This window comes from Pseudothermotoga sp. U03pept (assembly GCF_051235805.1).
Lineage (GTDB): Bacteria > Thermotogota > Thermotogae > Thermotogales > DSM-5069 > Pseudothermotoga_B.
In genome coordinates, this window is record NZ_JBPNXV010000002.1 from 99,969 (window position 1) to 122,443 (window position 22,475).

General features: G+C 41.9%; 17 protein-coding genes, 1 pseudogene and 1 CRISPR repeat array. Of the genes and pseudogenes, 5 read left to right on the plus strand and 13 right to left on the minus strand.

Annotation, left to right across the window (positions count from 1 at the left end):
• Positions 1–15: 15 nt before the first annotated feature.
• The 4 genes and pseudogenes from ACSFC1_RS10395 to ACSFC1_RS10410 all read left to right on the plus strand — a co-directional run.
• Positions 16–402 (plus strand): annotated as a pseudogene (locus ACSFC1_RS10395) (IS607 family transposase); the annotation flags it as partial.
• Between the two features lie 23 nt (positions 403–425).
• The gene (locus ACSFC1_RS10400) at positions 426–1,904 is read left to right on the plus strand and encodes an IS200/IS605 family accessory protein TnpB-related protein (protein ID WP_435566115.1); all 1,479 of its coding nucleotides are present in this window, start codon (positions 426–428) and stop codon (positions 1,902–1,904) included.
• A gap of 178 nt (positions 1,905–2,082) precedes the next feature.
• A complete protein-coding gene (locus tag ACSFC1_RS10405; protein WP_435566138.1) occupies positions 2,083–2,967 on the plus strand; it encodes a restriction endonuclease in 885 nt (294 codons plus the stop codon).
• A 29-nt stretch (positions 2,968–2,996) separates the two neighbouring features.
• A complete protein-coding gene (locus tag ACSFC1_RS10410) occupies positions 2,997–5,702 on the plus strand; it encodes a phospholipase D-like domain-containing anti-phage protein (protein WP_435566116.1) in 2,706 nt (901 codons plus the stop codon).
• A 702-nt stretch (positions 5,703–6,404) separates the two neighbouring features.
• Here the strand turns inward: ACSFC1_RS10410 and ACSFC1_RS10415 are convergent.
• From ACSFC1_RS10415 to ACSFC1_RS10475, 13 genes are all read right to left on the minus strand, one after another.
• Positions 6,405–6,569, minus strand: a complete 165-nt coding sequence (locus ACSFC1_RS10415; protein ID WP_435566117.1) for a hypothetical protein — start codon at positions 6,567–6,569, stop codon at positions 6,405–6,407.
• Positions 6,570–6,832: 263 nt separating this feature from the next.
• Positions 6,833–8,613: direct repeats of the CRISPR family, unit length 36 nt; unit sequence GTTGCCATCCCTTTCAGAGAGGACCTTCTTTCGGAC.
• Positions 8,614–9,972: 1,359 nt separating this feature from the next.
• Complete coding sequence (locus tag ACSFC1_RS10420) at positions 9,973–11,079, minus strand: ROK family protein (protein ID WP_435566118.1); 1,107 nt, start codon at positions 11,077–11,079, stop codon at positions 9,973–9,975.
• Between the two features lie 21 nt (positions 11,080–11,100).
• Entirely contained in the window at positions 11,101–12,327 is a 1,227-nt protein-coding gene (locus tag ACSFC1_RS10425; protein ID WP_435566119.1) for a glycosyltransferase, read from the minus strand.
• A 13-nt stretch (positions 12,328–12,340) separates the two neighbouring features.
• Positions 12,341–13,162 carry a carbohydrate ABC transporter permease gene (locus tag ACSFC1_RS10430; protein WP_435566120.1) on the minus strand — a complete coding sequence of 274 codons (822 nt, stop codon included), beginning with the start codon at positions 13,160–13,162 and terminating at the stop codon, positions 12,341–12,343.
• Entirely contained in the window at positions 13,159–14,037 is an 879-nt protein-coding gene (locus tag ACSFC1_RS10435; protein ID WP_435566121.1) for a carbohydrate ABC transporter permease, read from the minus strand. Before ACSFC1_RS10435 ends, ACSFC1_RS10430 begins: the two co-directional genes overlap by 4 nt.
• 4 nt (positions 14,038–14,041) lie before the next feature.
• Positions 14,042–15,214, minus strand: a complete 1,173-nt coding sequence (locus ACSFC1_RS10440) for an ABC transporter substrate-binding protein (protein ID WP_435566122.1) — start codon at positions 15,212–15,214, stop codon at positions 14,042–14,044.
• A gap of 202 nt (positions 15,215–15,416) precedes the next feature.
• Positions 15,417–15,854 (minus strand): putative metalloprotease CJM1_0395 family protein, encoded by a 438-nt coding sequence (locus ACSFC1_RS10445; protein ID WP_435566123.1) that lies wholly within the window; start codon positions 15,852–15,854, stop codon positions 15,417–15,419.
• Positions 15,855–15,920: 66 nt separating this feature from the next.
• Positions 15,921–16,763, minus strand: coding sequence for a methyl-accepting chemotaxis protein (locus ACSFC1_RS10450; protein WP_435566124.1), 843 nt, complete (start codon positions 16,761–16,763; stop codon positions 15,921–15,923).
• Between the two features lie 7 nt (positions 16,764–16,770).
• Positions 16,771–17,532: an MBL fold metallo-hydrolase gene (locus ACSFC1_RS10455; RefSeq protein ID WP_435566139.1), complete on the minus strand. Its 762-nt coding sequence runs from the start codon at positions 17,530–17,532 to the stop codon at positions 16,771–16,773.
• Between the two features lie 113 nt (positions 17,533–17,645).
• The gene (locus ACSFC1_RS10460) at positions 17,646–18,140 is read right to left on the minus strand and encodes a hypothetical protein (protein WP_435566125.1); all 495 of its coding nucleotides are present in this window, start codon (positions 18,138–18,140) and stop codon (positions 17,646–17,648) included.
• Between the two features lie 110 nt (positions 18,141–18,250).
• The gene (locus ACSFC1_RS10465; RefSeq protein WP_435566126.1) at positions 18,251–19,009 is read right to left on the minus strand and encodes a class I SAM-dependent DNA methyltransferase; all 759 of its coding nucleotides are present in this window, start codon (positions 19,007–19,009) and stop codon (positions 18,251–18,253) included.
• A 16-nt stretch (positions 19,010–19,025) separates the two neighbouring features.
• Positions 19,026–20,420 carry an MATE family efflux transporter gene (locus ACSFC1_RS10470; RefSeq protein WP_435566127.1) on the minus strand — a complete coding sequence of 465 codons (1,395 nt, stop codon included), beginning with the start codon at positions 20,418–20,420 and terminating at the stop codon, positions 19,026–19,028.
• Between the two features lie 71 nt (positions 20,421–20,491).
• Positions 20,492–20,830, minus strand: coding sequence for a cupin domain-containing protein (locus ACSFC1_RS10475; RefSeq protein WP_435566128.1), 339 nt, complete (start codon positions 20,828–20,830; stop codon positions 20,492–20,494).
• A 383-nt stretch (positions 20,831–21,213) separates the two neighbouring features.
• Between ACSFC1_RS10475 and ACSFC1_RS10480 the strand changes: the two genes are divergently transcribed.
• On the plus strand, positions 21,214–22,440 hold the full coding sequence (locus ACSFC1_RS10480) for an ABC transporter substrate-binding protein (protein ID WP_435566129.1): 1,227 nt from the start codon (positions 21,214–21,216) through the stop codon (positions 22,438–22,440).
• Positions 22,441–22,475: the final 35 nt, after the last annotated feature.

Below are 22,475 nucleotides of genomic sequence, written 5' to 3' on the forward strand. Positions count from 1 at the left end.
ACTGGGTGATGTTAAATATTGCTAAGTGTGCAAAAAGTTAAAGAGATATATGGCATCAGCCGAAGAACACTAATAAACTGGGAAAAGAAAGGGTTAATAACACCTCTCAGGACACCGAAAGGAAGGAGAAGATATAAAAAAGAAGATATAGAAAAACTACTTGGCATGATAGAGGAAAAACAAAAACCAACCGTTGTTTTGTATGCAAGAGTCTCCATTAAAAACCAAATTAGAAGACTTGAAGAATATGCTTAGTCGCAAGGTTGGCAGTATGAAGTTATATCTGAAATAGCTAGCGGAGTGAAGGAAAACAGGAGAGGACTATTAAAACTTTTGAACAAAATCAAAAGAGGAGAAGTTGCAAAAGTTGTAATAGAGTATCCTGACAGACTTGCAAGGTTTATACAAAGAGGTGCTAAAAAGACATGGTAACAATCCAGGCAAAGTTAGTATTTGATAGAGAAGAAGACAAAAGGGCAGTACAGGATCTTATGAGAAGATGGTCATCGTGTGTGAGATTTGCATACAACAGACTTCTGGAAGGCTACGATAGAAACACCCTCAAAAGAGAACTTCAAAAGATTTTCAATTTGAACTCAAGGTATGTTGACGATGCGATAATGAGAGCAGAGAGTGTTTTGGAATCCTGCAAGAAGAAAGGAGAAGACCCGAAAAAAGTTGTTTTTGGTGGCAGAGAACTTTTTGAAAAACTCAAGAGACGACACATTAACGGTAAACCATACGAAAAACTCAAGATTGAGTGGGAGGAAAGAAGGAAAGGGAATCTTTATTCGAGAGGGGATAAAAGCAAGAAAGGAAATCTCAATACACGAATTGAAGAAGACAAGAATGGGCTAAGACTTAGAATTAATCTGGGAGAAAGGAAACGCTATGCATATGCAGGGATAAGAGCGGGCTGGAAGAAGCGAAAAGGAGAACTGATAAACAGGGAAGAAATTCTGCACAGTCTTGCGATAGAAGGTGAGGCATGTACAAAAGGGTACTCTGTAGAGTTAAAGTTGAGGAAAAACACGATATATGCCTATTTTGCAGTTAATGAACTTTTCCCTGCGGTCAAGATAACCAGAGCAAATGGTGTTATAGGAATAGATACGAACGCATATCCTAAGCACTTAGCATGGGTAGAAGCAGACAAGAACGGGCAGTTTTTAGAATATGGAAAAATTCCAATGCCAGAACTTGAGAGTGGAAGTTTTGACAAGAAAGAGTACTACAGATGGCAGTATGCCCACAAGATAGTACAGATGGCAAAGGAGAAACAAAAAGCCATAGTGATTGAGAGCCTTAACATACAGGACAGGGGCAGGAGAAGAGACTTTTCGGGAAGAAAATCGAGGAGGATAAGGCACTATTTTGGGAGCAGGCTACTTTTGGAGAAGGTAAAACTTCTGGCAAAGCGTGAAGGGGTAGAGGTTATAGAGGTTGACCCTGCGTACACATCTGTGATAGGGATGTTGAAGTATGCCCCGCAGTATATGGTGAGCAAAGATGTGGCAGCGGCATATGTGATAGCCCGAAGAGGATTAGGACTAAAAGAGAGGATACCAGCTAACTACATGGAATTTCTCAACGAGCTTGATGTCAGCAGTTTGGGAGAACTAAAAGAGTATGTAAACAAGGTAGTTAAGAACGTGCACTTGAGGAGGAAACAACTTAAAGAGATTGATTATGTAATGCGGATATTACAAAGCCTTGGGAGTGAGCTAGGGAGACCACCTGAGCCTCTGGATGGAACAAGCGCGGGTGGTTGTAGCGAAAGCTACAATCTCTGGCGAGTTCTCAGGGTAGCGGTGGCAGTGCCACTCTCCCCTGACAGGGTGTTGCGTGATATGTCTGTCCTGAGATCGCATTTGATCTCAGGGCAAGTGGGGAGACCGGGATAGCGGCGCAAGTTCCTGTTTCTTGGGACAGGGGCTATGGCTTTCCCAAAAACCGCCTGCTGGGGCTGGGAAAGCTTGATGTGGCGGTTAACAAATACCCCAGCCACCAAACTCGTGCCAGTTTTGCACAGTTTGGTTGACCAGGATAAGTAATATGTCAATACCTAGTTTTCAGGATTTTATGCTCCCTTTATTGGAAATGTTGAAAGATGGAAAGAACTATCATATATCAGACTTATATGAGAGGTTAGCTGAATACTTTAAATTAAGCGAAGAAGAAAAGAGAATTTTACTTCCAAGTGGGAAGCAAGAAATTTATAAGAATAGGATAGGATGGGCTAAAAGTTATTTAGTGAAAGCTGGGCTTATTGAGAAATTAGAAAGAGGAGTTTATAAAATTACGGACAGAGGTTTAGAAGTATTAAAGCAAAATCCAACAAGGGTTGATGTAAATTATTTACTACAGTATCCAGAATTCAAAGAATTTATAAACAGAAATAAAGTTGATACAAACAACAGTAGAGATTTAGGAAAAGAACAAGAAACTCCAATTGAGATATTGGATAAAGCATATCAATTAATTAAGAATCAATTAGCCCAGGAATTAATAGATAGAATATTGCAAAAGCCACCGAGCTTTTTTGAAAAATTGATTATTGATCTGCTATTGGCAATGGGTTATGGTGGTTCAGTCGATGATGCTGGGACAATTACAGGGAAAACTTCAGATGAAGGTATTGACGGTATCATAAAAGAGGATAAACTCGGGTTAGATGTTATTTATGTTCAGGCAAAAAGGTGGGGGCCAAAGACATTGGTTGGTAGGCCTGAAATACAGAAATTTGTAGGGGCTTTAGCTGGATTTGGAGCTCGAAAAGGCATATTTATTACAACCTCAGACTTTACAAAAGAGGCCAGAGAGTATATTCCCAAAAATGAAACTAAAATTGTTTTAATAAATGGTCAGATGTTAGCAAATTTAATGATTGAGTATAACGTTGGTGTATTTGTGGATACCAAATATGAGATAAAAAAGATAGATAATGATTACTTCGATGAAGAATAAATGTATTTTTAGTGAGTGAGGGTAATAAAATGATTTACCGTTATTCCTCAAGAAGAAAAAGATTGGATTCAAGTTTTTTAAATGAAAAGCTAAAAGATGCTGTAAGTTATGACAGGATTGCTGGTTATTTCAGCTCTTCCATCATTGAGCTTGCAGGAGAAGCAATTGAGAATATACAGGGTTGTGCCAGGATTGTGTGCAATTCGGAAATGCAGAAGGAAGATGCTGTTACGATAAGTGCTGCCGTTAGTGCTATGCGAAAAGAATGGTGTAATGCAAAGCCTGAAGAAAAATATGCAAATATCCCTGAAAGATTAAAAAAGCTTTATAATCTCATAAAAAGCGGAAAACTTCAAATAAAAATTATTCCAAACGATGTTTTTGGACTTATCCATGGAAAAGCAGGAGTTATTACCCTAAAAGATGGGCGGAAAACAGCCTTTATAGGCAGTGTAAACGAAAGTTATGCTGGTTGGAAACTGAATTATGAGATACTTTGGGAAGATGATTCAGAAGAGGCAGTAAAATGGGTCCAGGAAGAGTTTGACTATTTCTGGAATAATCCTTTTGCGGTGCCTCTTGCAGATTTTATCGTTGAGGACATTAAGAGGATTTCCGAAAGAAAAGTGATTTATTCTATTGATGAATGGAAAAAAGACCCTGAACCTGCTTCAACTGTTATTGAATCTTCAGTATATAGAGAAGAACTGGGTTTATGGGAACATCAGAAGTATTTCATAAATATGGTTTTTGAGAACCATAAAAAATACGGAGCAAGGTATGTGCTCGCCGATATGGTTGGGCTTGGGAAAACTGTGCAGCTTGCTATGGCTGCACAGCTTATGGCTTTGTATGGGGAAAAGCCTATCCTGATAATTGTGCCAAAGACACTAATCTGGCAGTGGCAGGATGAGATGAACACCCTTTTAGATATGCCATCAGCAGTATGGGATGGAAAAGGATGGGTTGATGAGAATGGTATAAGATATCCTGCAAACGGTGATACAGCTATAAAAAAATGTCCAAGGCGCATTGGTATAATCTCACAAGGGTTAATTACAGCAAATTCCGAACAGGTCCAGCATCTTTTGAATTTGGAGTATGAATGTGTAATTGTGGATGAAGCCCACAGGGCAAGGAGAAGAAATTTAGGTCCTGGCAGGGAAAATGAAAAACCTGAACCGAATAACCTGATGAGATTTTTACTCGAAATCTCTAGACGTACTAAAAGCATGCTCTTAGCCACTGCGACACCTGTGCAGTTGTATCCGATTGAAGCGTGGGATTTGCTCTACGTTCTTGCGCAAGGCAGCGATGCTGTATTAGGAAATGCTTTTAGCATGTGGAGAAGGTACCCTGAAAGAGCTATAAGCTTGATTACAGGGAAAGAAGTTCTTGACCGTTCCGACAAAGAGAACTGGGAATGGATTAGAAATCCTTTTCCACCAGCATCCGAAGGAGAAACAACATTTGGGTTTATTAGAAAGCAGTTAGGTATGTCTGATGATGAATTTGTAATAAAACCGGAGGAATTTGACCAGCTGAGAGAGCAGGATAAGCGCAGGATTTTTAGGATTATTGATGATAATTTTATGACCGAACATAACCCTTTCATAAGACACATCGTGAGGAGAACAAGGGACTATCTTGAAAACACTATGAACCCTGAAACGGGAGAACCATATTTAAAGAAGATCGAAGTGGAACTGCTGGGAGAAAGTGATGATGAGGCTATTGTTTTGCCGCCGTATCTGCAGGAAGCCTACAGGTATGCAGAGGAATTTTGCGCGATGTTGAAGAGAAGATCTAAAACCAGGGGATTTTTTAAGACATTGCTTTTAAGAAGGATGGGTAGCACTGTAATTGCAGGAAGGATTACTGCGGAGAGGATGCTTAAAAGCTGGAGAGATCTGCCAGCAGAAGAAGATTACGAAGAAGAGGAACTGGAGGATGAAGAGGATATTCAAACAGATAGTTTGACCGAAGAAGAGGGCGATTTACTCAAAAAATTAATCGAGACCCTCAACATGAATAAAGAAAGAGATCCCAAATACAGTCTTGTTTTAAAGTTACTTATCGAGGATAAATGGATAGAACGTGGGTGTATTATTTTTTCTCAATATTATGACTCTGCCTTTTGGGTTGCCGAGAGATTATCTTGCGATCTTCCAAATGAAAAAATAGGGCTTTATGCAGGTGGAGAGAAGTCGGGTGTTTTTGTTAATGGAATTTATGAAAGGGAAAGCAAGGATGAGATAAAGCAAATGGTTAAAAGGCACGAATTAAGAGTTTTGGTAGGTACTGATGCTGCCAGCGAGGGATTAAATCTTCAAACATTGGGCACGCTTGTAAATCTTGACTTGCCGTGGAATCCAACCAGGCTTGAGCAGCGCAAAGGAAGGATTCAACGCATAGGGCAGGTTTACGATAAGGTGTACATATACAACATGAGATATAAAGGTTCAGTTGAAGATAGAGTACATCAATTGCTTTCCCAAAGGCTTGCGAATATTTACAATATGTTTGGTCAAATTCCCGATGTTTTGGAGGATCTATGGGTGCATGTGGCATTAAACGAAATCGAAGAAGTTAACAAGAAGATTGATGCTATTCCAAGACAGCACCCCTTTGAACTGCGCTATCATGCTCTTATTGGCAAAGTCGATTGGGAAAGCTGTGCGAAGGTGCTGGATAATAAAGAAAAGAAGAAATATCTTATGGCTGGCTGGCAATGAAACTAAAGTAATTTCAGTCCTTTTATTTGAGATTCCTAACAAGAATCGATCATCTTTGAGAGAATTTAAAGGCTACATTTGCGCCAGCATAAACACCTTGACTTCCTCTCAATCCCCTAAAGTGGACGAGATTCCACCTTCCCATTTCATCGTACGAGATTCTCTAAGATATGGGGATTAGTCCAAATATCTTGGCACTCTCCTACTCCGCAGATTTGACTTCGGCTGTAATTTCATTGCGAAAACAAACTTTTTACGAAACGGCTCAAGAAAAAGAGATTGGATGCTCGAAACCACCTCAGATGTAATGCTAAGAGCAGAACAGAAAGCCGCACTCAGTAAAACATTAGAAGATAGCACATTGGTTAGTTATCATCGCTTTCACAGAGAACCTTCTTTTGGACAAGACAGATGGAAGCTACATCGTGGCTGGATACACGTATTCAAACAATGGAGATGTGATTGGAAATCATGGTTCTTTTGGTGCTTGGGTAGTGAAGCTTGGTTACGGTTATTGATAGGGTTTGATCAAGGTTCGACAATCACAATGGTTCAGTTTATCTTTAGCTTATGAGAGTAGAGGGACATCTATGGATGTCCCTTTTTTGAATGCTTCTGGATTGGGGTAAAAAATGTCTTTTTGAAAGCAATTAGTAGCAAACACAGACTAACTCGAATTTTCTGTTAGCAACGGTGGGCTATTCAAAAAACTAATCTGTGATCCAAGTTTCTCGCGATGGTTCTCCTTTTCGATATTAGGTGCAGTGTTGTCATATCGATTCTTGGAGCGATTTTAAAGAGTTCTTGCAGCAATCTCTTGCCAGCACTTGCTTTCCTGTGCTGAGGATAAAATGCGAGATTGCTCACACAGAACCTGCCAGGTGAAGGCTTGCCCAAAGTTCTGTTGACTTTGAACAGATCGATATTTTTAAGAAACTGATTTGTTCAAAGATGGTTCTTCCTGTTTCAAGGTGCCACTTTTTCGCATAGTCATAAGAATAACCGTGAACCATCCATAGACGATACTCTGTTCAACGGCGAAGATTATCCATTTGTGACTGAAGAGGTTTGCTGTTGAGCGATAAAGTTTGTCCAACATTCTTTTGACATTTCACAAAAAGCTGCAATACCTTGCCATCCCTTTCAGAGAGGACCTTCTTTCGGACACTACTTGTTTCAGACATATGGAATAGACAGGCACACTCTGTTGCCATCCCTTTCAGAGAGGACCTTCTTTCGGACAGGCGAACACAGTCGGAGAAACTAACAGCGGGAAAACTGTGTTGCCATCCCTTTCAGAGAGGACCTTCTTTCGGACTAGTGTTGACTACGCACAGTCTTAAGAGAATTGATAAGGTGGTTGCCATCCCTTTCAGAGAGGACCTTCTTTCGGACACGCAGCGATCATGTACAACGCAAACATCACGGCAACATTGTTGCCATCCCTTTCAGAGAGGACCTTCTTTCGGACAGCAATGTCCAAAGAACAACGTAGTTGTGGGTTCCACAAAGTTGCCATCCCTTTCAGAGAGGACCTTCTTTCGGACAATCAATGGACGGTGGGTTCAGACTCCCAAGAGTGCGCCTCTGTTGCCATCCCTTTCAGAGAGGACCTTCTTTCGGACCGTTATTCGTGGTTATCGTGCTTGACGGGGCCATAAAACAGGTTGCCATCCCTTTCAGAGAGGACCTTCTTTCGGACACGCAGCGATCATGTACAACGCAAACATCACGGCAACATTGTTGCCATCCCTTTCAGAGAGGACCTTCTTTCGGACCAAGCAAAAGCCTTGAAGTAGACAGAGACATGATGCTGAAGTTGCCATCCCTTTCAGAGAGGACCTTCTTTCGGACCGGGAACCCACCGGCGGGGTTATGACCGAAAACATTCATGGTTGCCATCCCTTTCAGAGAGGACCTTCTTTCGGACACGATGTCATCCATGACGGCCGCCGCGGGTACTACGTGATGTTGCCATCCCTTTCAGAGAGGACCTTCTTTCGGACTTATATGAGTTCGGTATCACCAGACAAGCACTTAGAGTTGCCATCCCTTTCAGAGAGGACCTTCTTTCGGACATACAGTACCCGAAAGACGTCATAGTTGGAAAAACAAGAAGTTGCCATCCCTTTCAGAGAGGACCTTCTTTCGGACGTGATTCGGATGGAAAAATCATCGGAATCACAAGATTCCAGTTGCCATCCCTTTCAGAGAGGACCTTCTTTCGGACATGCAGAATTGATCGCTGAACTTGAAAGAAGAGGCTATAAGTTGCCATCCCTTTCAGAGAGGACCTTCTTTCGGACTGCAGGCTTCACACTCCCACAGGCCAACTTGTAGGAGAAGTTGCCATCCCTTTCAGAGAGGACCTTCTTTCGGACTAACGCAAGAAGCACTGGCAAAGAGAGCAAACCTTTCGTTGCCATCCCTTTCAGAGAGGACCTTCTTTCGGACTAAATTTAGAGATTTACAAAGAGTTGAAGCAGAAAGAAGGGTTGCCATCCCTTTCAGAGAGGACCTTCTTTCGGACTCGAGGACGAAGACGCACCGGAAATCCTGAGACAAAACACGTTGCCATCCCTTTCAGAGAGGACCTTCTTTCGGACTTGACTTTCCTTGTTCGGGAGATTTCTTGGATTTTTATCAGTTGCCATCCCTTTCAGAGAGGACCTTCTTTCGGACCGGAGTGGTATGCAGGCTTGTTCCGAACATCAAACGTCTTCGTTGCCATCCCTTTCAGAGAGGACCTTCTTTCGGACCAGAAAAGTAGGATTAAAGAAGTTCACTGTGAACACCTTGGTTGCCATCCCTTTCAGAGAGGACCTTCTTTCGGACCTTTACCCGCCCTCTTTCGAAGACCCACCCTTTTTTTGGGGTTGCCATCCCTTTCAGAGAGGACCTTCTTTCGGACCCTTACTTTTTGAATATATCATAGATATGATGCCAAATATGTATAATATTCTGTGTCTAGTGTTAACAAAGTGAGTGCGAGGCTAACATGGGGGCGATTTGGTTAAGTTTATTCAGTATTGATGCGTATTCAGGATCTGTTGACGGAAACCCGCACAAATACGCAACTGATACTTTTTGAGGGGGATATGGAACTTTTCAGACTACAATATTAACATGTCAATGACCAAAAGGACATATGGTTACACTAACGATGTTGTGTACGCAAGAGCTCAGAGTCTAAGATTGTCTTTCAGAGTGTGTTTGGTATTATGTCTTGCGTCTAACATTGCTCTACATGTTATAAAATTGTGTGTATAGAAGTGATTATATTTTCTATTCAGGACGTTCCACCCACAGAGAAGATTATATTTTTCTAAAAAGTATTAGCAAATTTTTTCCCGGTTCGCTCGTCACAACCCATGGCTATATGTGTTTGATTAATGCATATGTTTACGTAGTCGTAATAGTGTGCAGTGTATTGTTCTTTCTGAAAGTATTCTACAACATTTTGCATTGTGTTGTGAAATAGATGCGGGTTTGATTTTGTAGCAGATTCTTTGGTTTGTCAAGTTTATGTTCAATAGAGTAACTAAGAAAAGTGCTGAATGTGGTAAACTGTTGAACAGTCTTATTGATGCGTTTTCGATACCGACATATGGTTTCTAATAAATTAGAGTCTATCAGAAAATGTGTAAAGGGCTCAAGTGAGCTATGATTCATAAGTCCGTATGATGTTCGTCCATGACTTCAAGACAGGATTCAGAAGCAAAATAAAGCCCTCCATCAACAAACAACGCCGTTGTGAGAACTATTACTGTGTCAACGGGAATGCTGGTATTTTGTCTTATCGCTATGGTATTCTCAATCTCAAGCTGTTTCAGCCTTTTCTGGATCTGTCGATTATCCTTTTAGATGCTTTCAACCTATCTTTCTTGATGCTCTGGCAGAATTCTTTGCTAATTCCAATATTTTAGAAGAAAGTGTTTTGACAATACATACATGAAAACCTCTGTTCAAGACTATTGAACCCAGTCAAAGTTGACAATTCATTTTATGCTACAGCATACATTTGGTTGAAAATAGGGGCGATTAATGATTGCGTTCGATGCATAAACTATGTAATCACGTATGATCTAAAAACAAAAGCTCATTCTGTAGATTTTTGTTGGAATAAAGATGTAAGCAATTTCTTAGCAATTTTCATGCAAGTCAAGAATTCATTGGATATATTTTATGATAGATTCAACAGAAACATTCAAAAATGAGAGACCAGCAGAATGAAATTGCTGAGCCGACAAAACAATCGAGGTTGAAAGAGTTACAAGAGCTGTTTTATGAACCTGTCGACGGATGCCGATGCTACACCAAGTTCCCAATCGGCAAGATCGGTCTTGAAATCAACCTCTTTTACGAAATCCTTGTTAAAGATCTCAGACACATTCTTTTTTACAATCTGTACCATTTGTGGGTTCACTATACCTTCTCCAAGAAGGATCACTTTAGAAGGTTTTAGAGTCATTACCAGGTCGCCGACTGTCACTGAAAGTATCTTAAGTGGAGTTTCGTAGAAATCTTTGGCATCGTTAAAATCATTGCTCGCAACTTTTCTTAGTTTTTCAATAAATGGTCTGTATTTTTCCTCTTCGTTCCATGCAAAGTCTTCAAAATCTATTTCTTTCCCAAGAAAATTCTTTAAGACTGCATACTCTGAAGCATTGTATTCCAAACAACCTGTTTGACCACAGTAGCACTTTCCCTGGGTTGAAACGATCAAATGACCCATTTCGATGTGATTGGCCTGTTCCTGTTTCCAGAAACTTGCACCTATACCTGTTCCATAGCTTACAACCAAAAAGTTTTCACCATTGGATCTTGATAGAGAGTAGCAAAGTGCGTCTACGTCATTCATGAGGAAGAAGTTGTTCAACTTGAAAGCACTCTTCAAAAGAGCTTTAAGGTCAAGATTTCTCACGTTCATTAAATGGGAAACAACAACCTTTCCATCTTCGACGATACCGGATGAGCATATGCCGACAGCCAAAAGATTATCACAAGAAAGCTTTCCAACAATTTCTGAGATGGCTTTCCAGTAGCCATCGTTGTTTCTCATATCAGAAAGGATACTGATTCTATGTTTTTTCAGTGGTTTCGCAGTTGCATCGAACAGAGTTCCTTTGACTTCTTCTCTTCCAACTTTTATTCCAACTACTCTCCAGGCTGAAGGATTTATCTTTACAATTTGAGATGGTCTGCCCCTTTCTTTCTGAACCTCCTCGACTAACAACAGACCAGAATCCTCCAGCTCTCGAACAATGTAGCTCAGTGTACTCAAGGAAAGCCCAGTTTTTCTTGCAAGTTCAAATCTGAGCAATTGTCCTTCTCTTAAAACGATCTTCAAAACATCGAGTTTGTTTTTCTTCCTCAAAGCTGGCGCTGGCAGTTCTATTCACCCCAAGAGATCCAAGAACAACTTCAGATAGTTTTTCAGATTCACGGTGATTATAAACCTATCTATGACGATCTTTCTACCGTTCCTACCCAATTGCTTTCTTTGCTCTTCATTCTCAAGCAAGTATAGTACTTTCTCTGCAAGCTTTTCTACGTCGCTTTCAAGATAGCCACACTTGCCATGCTCTATCTGGATTTTAACCCCTCCAACTGGTCTTGCCACAACTGGTACTTCTTTGTAGAGAGCTTCACTTATGACCAACCCAAAGCCTTCTCTAATGGCTGTGTGCAGAGCAACTGTCGACATTCTCTGGATGGCGTTTACTTCTTTGTTTCCAACGTTGTTCAAGTTGGTGCAGAAGAATATATCTGTGTCTGTGCCAGCATATCTTGCCACCTTTTCAAAGAAGATCCAACCCTCAGGATCGTCCGAAGCCATTGCTGAAACGATCGCAAGTTGCAATGTAGGTATCTCTTTTTTCACCAACCTGTAGACGTCGATCGCAGAAAACAGATCCTTCCAAGGGTCAAATCTTGCAACCACTGTTATCAAAGGTCTGTTTGGATCTATTCCAAGTTTGCGCAAGATCTCTTTACAGAAGTTCTCATCGAGTTCTATATTCTTTTCGCTGAGTGGATCGATGCTCGGTGGAAAGTCAGTACACTTGTCTTTTATTTGTTTTGGAAAGTATTCATTCAGATGAAAGATCATCTTGTCGTAATCTCTTAAGTAAGTTGAGAATCTTTCCCAAATTTTTGTGTTTGGGGTAGAAAGATCTATGTGGCATCGCCAGATCCATTTAGTCGATGGCTTTGTTTTTGCATAGAGTCTTATGGCGGCTGGCTGTGGATCGTGTATGACTACTATGTCTGCATCCTCTTCTATTAACTTCGAATTTTCCTTGCACACCTGTTCGTAAAGCGCCCACTCTTGGGGTGAGATTTCTAATTGAGCTCCTTGTAAGGTGTTGTGAAACTTCTTAGTGACATTAAAAAACTCATTCGGTGCTTCGAGTGCATACCAGTGTGCGTCTATGCCGACAGATCTCATCAGTGGAACGAGGTTTTGAAGTATCTCTGCGACACCACCTCCAAAGGCAGTGGCGTTGAGATGAATAACCTTTTTACCTTTCAAAGGTTCAGCAAATTCTTTGATCCTCTCGACTTCATCACCTATGATAGATCTGTATTCTTCAACAGATCGTTCTTTGAGCTGTACTCTCACAGTTTACCTCCTCTCACTTTAAAGACCAACCGATCATACCTTTTATGTAATACCGCTGGAGCAGTAGATAGACTGCTATTGGAACAATCATCACAAGGATTGCTGCAGAGGAGAGTAAGCCCCAGTCGACGTGGTAGACTCCTCTCATCAATGGTATGCGCTGTGTAGCAAGAAGTTTGTTTGGTGAGTAAATGAGTATCAAAGCCAAGAAGAAATCACTCCACACCCAAGTGAACTGCAGGGCAAAGGCGGATCCAATTGCTGGAAGCGCCATGGGCAAGACTATCTTGAAGAATATGGTTATGTCGCTGGCACCATCTATTCTTGCAGCTTCTTCCATAGCCTTTGGTATGGTTGTGAAAAAGTTTCTCATGAAAAAGGTTATCCATGGTATTCCCCAAGCAGTGTGAACGATTATGAGTCCAAGGTATGTATCAACCAGATTGAGCCAGTTCATGAGTTGAAAGATAGGCACAGCGATGGTCTGCTGTGGCAATGCGAGTGTTATAACTACCACAGCAAAAAGAGTTCTCCTCATTGGAAATTTGTATCGTGAGAAACCATAACCAGCCATGGTAGCAAGGATGAGCGGGAAAAATGTTGCCGGCAGAACTACGATAAGAGAGTTAAACATTCCCTGCCTCAGCGATGCGGTAGGGTGATTCAATGCACTGACGAAGTTGCTGAGTGTTGGATGAAAGGAATCAAAGTTCCACCAACCTTTGAGCAGCTCATCAAGAGGACGTGTGGCAGTCATCACGACACCAATGAACGGAATTATCCAGATCAAACCGATTGTCCAGCCTAAAACAGTCCAAAACAATTTCTTACTCATGCCTGCTCATCCTTTACAGACCTCAGAAGTGACAAACTTACAACAAGTGTCGACAGCGTTAATACGACTGCAACTGCAGCAGATCTGTTGAAGTCGAAGGCTCGGAAAGCATAGGTGTACATCTGTAGTGCCAAGACGTTCGAAGCTCCACCAGGTCCTCCCATCGTTGCTACATAGACGATATCGAAAACTTTAAGCTCCCACAACAATGTCATGGTGATCACAACTATCGTTATGGGTCTCAACAGAGGCACAGTTATGTTGGTGAAAATCTTCCAAGAAGAAGCTCCATCGAGTTGGGCAGCTTCGTAGTAGTCTTTTGGTATTGTCTCCAGACCTGCAGAGTAAAGAACTACTGAAAAACCAGTCCAAAGCCACACCGAGCCAAAGATCAGCGACAAAAGAGCGGTATCTGGGTGAGCGGTCCAGTTCTTTCCAGTGATTCCAAAAATGCTGAGCACACCATTCACGATACCAAGGTTTCGGTCGAAGATGAAGTTGATCATCACGCCACCAACTATCATCGGCATGACCATTCCAAGAAAGATGATCGATTTTATCAAAGCGCCACCTTTGACATTTTTCAAAAGAACAGCCAGAGACAAACCTAAAGCTACTGTGAGCGGTAAGTGAATAGCAATCCAGAGTAAGTTGTGTACAAGGGCTCCCAGGGGAAAACCCCTGGAGAAGCCCTGAAGATCGATTATGTCGCGACTTGAGAATATTCTTGTGTAATTCTGGAGTCCGACGAATTCACCTTCTGAGTTTAGAAAACTGAGTGTGAAAGTTCTCGCAACCGGGTATATCACAAAGATCAACAGCATCAACATTCCCGGCAGAACAAAGAACAAAACGTACTTTGCGTTGCTTTTCATATTATCACTTTTTTGGTGCCTTCTCTTGCAGCGTCCTTATTACGTCGCTCAAGCGATCTGGTCTTACCCAAAGCAGTTTGAGTTGATCCCAGAACGCCGGTTGGAACTCTCCACCAATCGAGTCATCAAGGTCATCCAAGGCACTAACCCCTTGGATTATTTTTGCAACTTCTCTGTCTACTGGTGGATAGATGGAAAGATCTATTCCCACAGCTGTCGCGATATGCCCACCTTGTTTCACTTGCACGGCTTGTCCTTGTGGACCAGAGAGCCATGCGATGAGTTTCTTGGCTTCCTCGGGATACTGGGTGTACTTTGGCACAAAAGCATAATCTGCTCCAAAGACAACACCTTTTGCGCCTGGCAGTGCGAAGACACCAAGATCATTTGGATCGTCAACCATGCCGGTTATCCAGCTTCCCATGAAGTACAGTGCGTAATCGCCAGCCCACCATTGCTTCAATACCAAAGTCCATTCTGTTGGTTCACCAAAATACTTCTTTTCGAGCAACGAGGTCAGTTTGTTCATTGCATTCATAACGATGTTGCTGTCCCATCTGATGTTGCCGGCTATTAGATCACGCTGCAGTTCTGGACCACCAAAGGTGATGAGGAAATGTTCTGTGACATCTGACAGGGGCCAGCCAACTCCGTTACCGCTTGCAATAGGTGCTTTGATGCCGGGAATCTTCTTGATCTTTTCGAGCAGTGCCACAAAGTCATCCCAGCTTGTTGGTGGTTGGAGATTGTTCTTTTGGAAGAAAGATTTTCTGTACCAAAAACCTGGTTTTACCTTACCGGTGTAGGCTACACCGTAAAGTTCCTTTCCAACTTTGACAGGGTTGAGAGAACCTGGAAGATATAGACCTTCATCGACAACATTGGTCAGAGGCATGATGTGTCCCTTTTGTCCATATTCCCTTATGAAGCTTGCCCACATGAAGATTACGTCGCCGGGTGACTTCTTGGCAGCAAACTGTGCTGGCAGGAGGTTGGCAAGATCTTCAGCTCTGTAGATCTTGTACTCAATCTTTATCCCTGTTTGTTTTTCGAACTCTTGAAGTACAGGCATGAATTTCTCCATCTCTGGGCCAGACCAAGGACCTATAACGGTGAGTGTTGCGGCGCTCAGAACAACTGCTAATAGCGTGAGAGAAAGAACAAACCACCTTGACATACACACTCCCTCCCCTTCTGGAAGTAGTCGATATTTTTATCGTAACATGAATTAATTCTAAGGAAATAATAGCACCGGTTACTTTACATGTCAAGATTCTCAAAAACAAGTTCAGAATGGAGTAAAGATAAGAACTTGCTGTCACTTTTCAGTTTTTGTTTTTATAGTTCATTGGGTGGCAAAGTTAAAAGATTATTACGCGTCACAGAAGCACATCTAAAGTACCTTTCTTATGAGGTTTGTGCGTTTTTTCAAAAAGCTGTTTTGCGAGTTCCGCGCGGGCTTCAATTTCTTTTGCCATTGCCGTTCTTGCAACGTTGAGATCTTGTGGAGAGGGATCAGCTGGCGCTAAAGCAGCAGCTCTGATGATTTGCATCTTCCTTATCGTTGCCTCTGGACTTTGTTCTTCTGAGGTGCTCAAAGAGACCTCGCCGCCTGATATGTAAAGCTTTCCATCGGGTCCTCGAGTGTAAGTGTATTGCATTAGACCAGCATATCTACCAGCAACAGCCTTGTGCGCATTTTCATGTGCAATGACTTCTCTTTCCCTTGCTTTCAATCTCTCGACCTGCGCCCTGATTTTCTCTTCATCTTGCTTAGAAAGTACATTCGAGTCTGAACGCAGACGGTCTACTCTCATCACTCTTATTTTACGATAGTCACCTACAAGAGAACCAACGAATAACATTTACTTCGATGAATATATTCACAGTGTAAGGTCTTTCAACATACTTTGAGCTCTTACTATAGAGGAGATGACCCTTGTGAGAGATTCGAATTTTTCAAGTGCTTCGTCCATAACTCTCATGGCATTTGTAAAATTCTCGCTTTCATTGTTTAGCTGTTCTTTAGTAGAAGACAAGATACCAGCCACACGAGAGATTAACACAGAGTTTCTTTGCATGAACTGGATGAGTTCGCTGAATGAATTTTGAACGGCTAAGAAGATCTCACCAACAAGCCTGATATTCTCAAGTGAGTTTTCGACAGCGTTTGAGAGATCCTTGACCAGGTTACTTATTTCTTTTGCCGTTTTGTTAGACTCTCCTGCAAGCTTTTGAACTTCGCTGGCTACCACTGCAAAACCTTTGCCATGTTCACCAGCTCTTGCGGCTTCGATAGAAGCATTCAGTGCCAGCAGATTGGTTTGCTTGGCTATCTTCGTGATCTGTTCAACCATGTTTTCCACATTGCTGAACATTGAGAGAGTCCGTGATATGTTGGTCACAGACTTAGAGACAGTTTCATTTATCTTGTCAACATCAGCGCCAGATTTTTGCAGTTCATCAGTTATGTTCTTGTTTATTTTCTGGGATTCTTGGATATTCTCTGTGAGCTCCATGGTTTCTTTGTCAAACTCAGAAGAAATCGCTGAAAGCCTCTCTTGCATTTGCTTGAATGTTCTTTCGATACCTCTTATGTTTTCTTGCACCGTTCTCACTCTTGAGATCAATGCTTCATCCAATTGAGCCATAAAAGAGGTCATCAAGTTTTCTGCAAAAAAGGCTGAAGAAATCTTTTCGAGTGTGCTTTTTTCTATCTGTGGCATCTTGCGATCACCAGCCGTATATTTCGTCTATAATCTCTAAGCCACATTTGAGCGTCTTAAACCACTCGAACAACCTCTTCACGTTTTCTTCCTTGAAGATTGCTCCATGTTGTGGTGCAACGAATTTGATATCTTTTTTCTCCACTATGCTGAGCCATTTTCTTAGTGCAACACTGGAGGTTATGTATCGCTTGTGAAAGCCCTCCATGAGTTTGACATGTTCGTTGAAATTCTCCACAAAAAGATATCGTCTTCCTTTTGGAAAAACAGCAACCCCAAGATCACCCGAGAACAATATCTTGGCTCTTGGGTCGTACAAGGTGAAGTTACCAGTTGAATGTAAATAATGTGTTGGAACAAACTCGACCTCTGTGCCGGAAGAGAACCTCAATTTTTCACCTTTATCTGGTATAGCCACGACTCTGCGTTGATCGTAGATACCAAAGTGCGGCAAAAATCTTGTCCAGAGTGCTGAGATATAGATCTTTGCATTTTCTGCGATCGAAAGCCACAGTGTGATACCAGAGGTGACATCTGGATCTTGATGTGTGAAAAAGATGTATTTTATCTTGCTCGGTTCAACGATCTCTGAAACATTTGCAAGAACCCTTGGAAAAACGTGAGCACCCCCAGGATCAAGAAGCATTGCCTCATCTCTGTCGATTATCAAATATTGATTTGTCTGAACGATTCCTTCTTCTTCCTTCTCCTCCCAGGCAAGAAAGATAAACTTATGAATATCATCTTCGTAGAGGGTCACGTTCTGCATACCTTCTGTTTTCACGACACAGCCACCTCCTTTGCTGTGAATATTATAGCGAACAGCAAGTCAATCACACTAATTCAGAGCAGAGTTTTGTGTCTCTGTGCTGTAGAATCTAGCTATTTGATTAACAGATAAACGGTCACAACGTGTGGATAATAGATGTTTCCTATCTTTTCCTGAACGGTGAACAAACCCATCCCAAAGAACTTTGGTCTCTCTGGCAACTGAACGTGCAAAAGTTTTCCGATGATTCCTATTAGTTCTGGATTGTCGATTCTCTGTGCATAGGCTTCTACTAACTGCCAGTTCACGTTGACCTTCAGCATCCCACCGCTGAGATTGCCAAGAGGATTTGGCACGTTGGAGGTGTCGATCTTTATGAATCTCGAGCTTGGTCCAATTTGCCAACTAACGCTTGTTTTCAGATTTGTGTTGTACACAAGAACCTCGTGAATACGAAGATCTCCCGAGACGAAAAACAAAGCATTTGGTGCAACAATGAGGTTGGGACGCTTTTCTGGCATTAGTGAAACGTCAAATTCGAGTATCTGTGCGATAGTTAGAATCGCCAACAGCATTACGAATATGCTCAGCAACTTTACCTTAGACACAAAAATCCCCCCTTCAAATAAAGTTTAGTTCAAGAACAATTAGAAAATTATTAAAAGTGCAAGTCACAGTTGAGTTTTTGCAGAGCTATCATGAAGTTGTGAAAGGAAGGTTATTTCTGAGCAACAACAAAGATTCGGTTTTCTTTTTCTGGTTGTTGAACAGGTTCACTCAAATCTTTCAGTGTGGCAAAATAGACTTTTTGAAATCCTTCTTGCAACAACCGTTGTTTTATCTCGTCCAGTTCATATCCCTTGTTGTAGACAACTTCATCAAATCTATCAAAAAAGCCGTGTTCTTCTTGAAGAAAACCCGTTATCTTCGTCACTGCGAGTTTCTTTTCCTCGTCGTATATTGCTCTGTTCAGGATCACTATATTTCCTTTGTCCATAAAGGTCAAGGAATTCCAGCCAGTTCTCAAACCCAATATTGTGTTCAGATCGAAGATGAAGTAACCTGAATCAACAAGAGTTTTGTATACTGAATGAAAACAACTTCTCAGTGCTTCGATGTTTTCCAGATGGTTCATCGCATCATATGTAGAGACGACTAAGCCAACTTTCTCTTCTATCGTGAATTCTTTGGCGTCTGCTTTTATGAATCTTGCCTTGCCAAGCTCGATGAATTCTCTGCAGTTTTCTCGAGCGTAATCAAGCATTGCCTCCGAAAGATCAATTCCTATGACATGATAACCTTGAGTCAAAAAGTATTTTGCAAGTTGACCTGTGCCGCAGCACAGGTCCAAGATATGACTGTTCTGTGGACCTTGAGTTTTGTAAAATTGCAGCAAGATCGGTGCCACGCTTTGGGCAAAATTAGTCCACAGTATGTTATAGATCCTTGCGAATTTGTTCCCATAAGCCTGAGCCATTCATTTGCCTCCAAGTTTACAAGGATATCTTTTGATCTGCAAGATCTCTGAAAGTCACTGCTATTTTTCTTTCAGTCATCATACCCCAAATAAATGTAACGGCCTCCGCAGTGATGTTACCACACAACATACCCCACCAGACGCCGTCCAGACCAAGCTTTAGAACAAAAACAAATAACCACGAGAAGAAAACATGGAGCACGATCGTCCTTAAGATTGATACCGCTAAACTCTTGACACCCTGACCTATTCCTTGAAACATCGCAGAGGTAAACATGCCAAAAGGAACGGTTGGTACAAAAAAGCTTAAGATTTTCAAAGCTTTTACGAGATCTTCAAAAATGACGCTCGCGCTTTCTGAGTAGGTGAAGATCAAAGCGATCTTTGATGCAAAGAAGAAAATCGCTGCCGTGACACATAGGCCGATCAACAAACCCAACTTAACAGCGAAGATATAAGCATCTTTGAGTTTTTCAGCGTTTCTTTCTCCATAAGCAGCACCTGTTACGGCTGTGACAGCGTTTGCGATGCCCATGAGGGGTATTGTACCGAAGTTGACGATTCTCCAAGCACTCGTGAAGACAGCAACACCCACATCTGTGCCTGCCTTCACAATGAATGTGTTGAGCACGAAGGTGGAGATCGACATGATTATCTGAGCAAATGATGTGGGTATGCCGACTCTCAAAATGTCTGTCAAGACACCATTTGCATTGTTCAAATGTTTCAACCCAAATGAGACGTAAGTGTCTTTCTTGAAGAACAACCAGTACGACATCAGTATTGTCGAAGCAGCTATGGAGATAACAGTTGCATAGGCAGCACCTTCAATACCCCAACCAAATGTGTAGATGAAAAGTGGATCTAAGAAGATATTCAGAATCGCTCCAAGGGTTATTGCATACATCGATCTTTTTGTGTCTCCTTCACCTCTGAGAATTCCATTGACGACGTTGTTGAACATCAACAATGTGATGCCGAAGATCATTATTCGCGAATAGGATGTTGCCATTTCGAGTGTTTTTCCGGTGGCACCAGCGAATGCCAAGATGGGAACAAGAAATGGCAAGACAATAGTTGTTGCAGCAACACCCAAAACAACAGCCAGTATCACAGAATATGTTGCTGCACTGTCGGCATGATCTTTGTTTCTCTCCCCGATCTTTCTCGAAATAACTGAACTGGCACCGACACCAACACCTCCCGCAAAGGAAAGGATGATCATGAAGATCGGGAAGAACAAACCAATTCCTGCCAACGCTTCGGGTCCTAACCCTGCAACCCAAATACCATCAACAAGATTGTACAGAGCTTGCACTAATTGCGCTATCATAATTGGCAAAGACAGCCTTACAATAGCGACCTTTGGATTAGCTCTTAGTAAGGAAACGCCTTTTGTATCTTTCAGCATGCAATCACCCCGAATTCTTGTTAGATGCTGAGTGTTATCAAATTCGCCTCAGAGGTCGACAATTTCGGTTTCTATTGTTCTCCTCGATTTGGTACAACACAGATGAAATGAGCTATCTTGTCACCGACATTCACGAATTGATGTTCTTCATTTGGTTCAACGAGGACAAAAGCACCTTTCTCGACTATCTTCTCCCCATCTTTTGATACAACCTTTATCGTTCCATCAACGATGAAAACTTCGTGTTCCCAATCATGTGTGTGATATGGTGTACTTGCCCCTTTTTTCAGAGTGAAAAGCCTCATTGCAAAGGTCGGTGAACCATCTTTTGGACCGATCAGAATTCTCTTTAGGACCATTCCTTCAAAGAAACTCTCAGGATGAACATCTTTGTAGCTACCAACTTTCAAAGGCTTCACCTCCTTCATAATTTTACTCTGTGAAGTATTTGCCGAATGCTCCTCAACTATGACTTAATCAGATTCACATTTTTCCTTTATGTGTTTGAGCAGTAGAAGGTACAGAAGATTGAGTTTCTGTTAACGAAAAGAATCAGCAATGACTCTGAGGGCAAAATATAAAGGAAGAAGGAAGATCAAGACCAAATTTCCCAACGAATTTTGTTGTACGGCGTATGATTCTCTTTCTATCTTTCTCTTGCGTCTTGTATTGTGAATTTGCTCTGCGGTCTGATGTTTGCTTTTGATTAACGATCACGTTATCGTTAAAGTAGACACATCGTGCGGCTGTTCCAGTAAAATCTCTTTCAGCCGCGTAGAAGGGGGTTAATGGTATGAAAAGGCTGGTTGTGCTTCTCTTTGTCGCAGCTCTGCTGATTACCACAGCTTTTGCAAAGACCACGATAACGGTCTGGACATTCTTCAGCGGTGGTGAGGGATTCATAGTAACAGAGCTCATCAAGAAATTCAACGCAGAGAACCCAGACATCGAAGTTGTTGAGCAAATCGTTGAATGGGGAGAGCTTTACAACAAGTTAACTACAGCTGTCGTTGCTGGCGATCCACCAGATGTTTCTGTGATGCATCTCGCTATGATACCGGATTTCGCTTCAAGAGGTGCTCTAACAGCTATTGACAACTACGTATCAAAGGACATCCTGCCAGATTATGTACCTGAAATCATCGCCAAGGCACATTATGCAGGCAAGCTCTATGCGATTCCTATCGATACACATCCTCTTGTTCTGTATTTCAACAAGGGACTCTTGAAAAAGGCAGGATTAGTAGATCAGAAAGGTGAGGCACTCGTTCCAAAAACCTGGGACGAACTGATCAACTACGCAAAGACAGTACAAGGAAAGCTTGGTCTGGAAGTGGGTATCTCTGTTGAAAATGGACCAATGACTGGTGAAAGGTTGTTCATAGCTTATTACACTCAACTTGGTGGAGAGTTCTACGACGCAAAGTCAAACACAATCAAGCTTGACTTAGAAAAGGCAAAGAAGACTTACGAATTTATAAAGGGTCTCTTTGATTCTGGCGTTATGAAATCCATGGATTACAACACCGCCGAATCTCTCTTTCAGAACGATCAATCTGCATTCCACTTGAATGGTGTTTGGGCAATGGCGGTCTATCCAACACTGAAAATAGACTTTGGAGTAACGAGTGTACCAGCAATAGCTGGCAGTAAACCATACACATGGGCAGACAGCCACACTTGGGTACTTCCAAAACACCCAAAGGACGATCCGAACAAGATTAAGGCTGCCGTCAAATTTGTAGAGTGGTTTGCAAGAAATTCTGCTGAGTGGGCAAAGGCAGGACACCTGCCAGTTCTCAAGAGTGTACTCAGTTCAGATGCATTCTTGCAACTGCCAATGCGAAAAGATTACGCACAGGTTGCCAATTTCGTTGTTCCCGCTCCGAGTATGAAGGGTTGGGTCGAGATTAGGCAGAAGATGTGGGAACTCAATCAATCTGTGATTCTGGGACAGATGACACCAGAGCAGGCTGCAAAGGAACTGCAGCAGGCAATTAAGAATGTCTTGGCTGACTGATCTTTGAAGTGTGAAGAAGGGGAACAAAGTTCCCC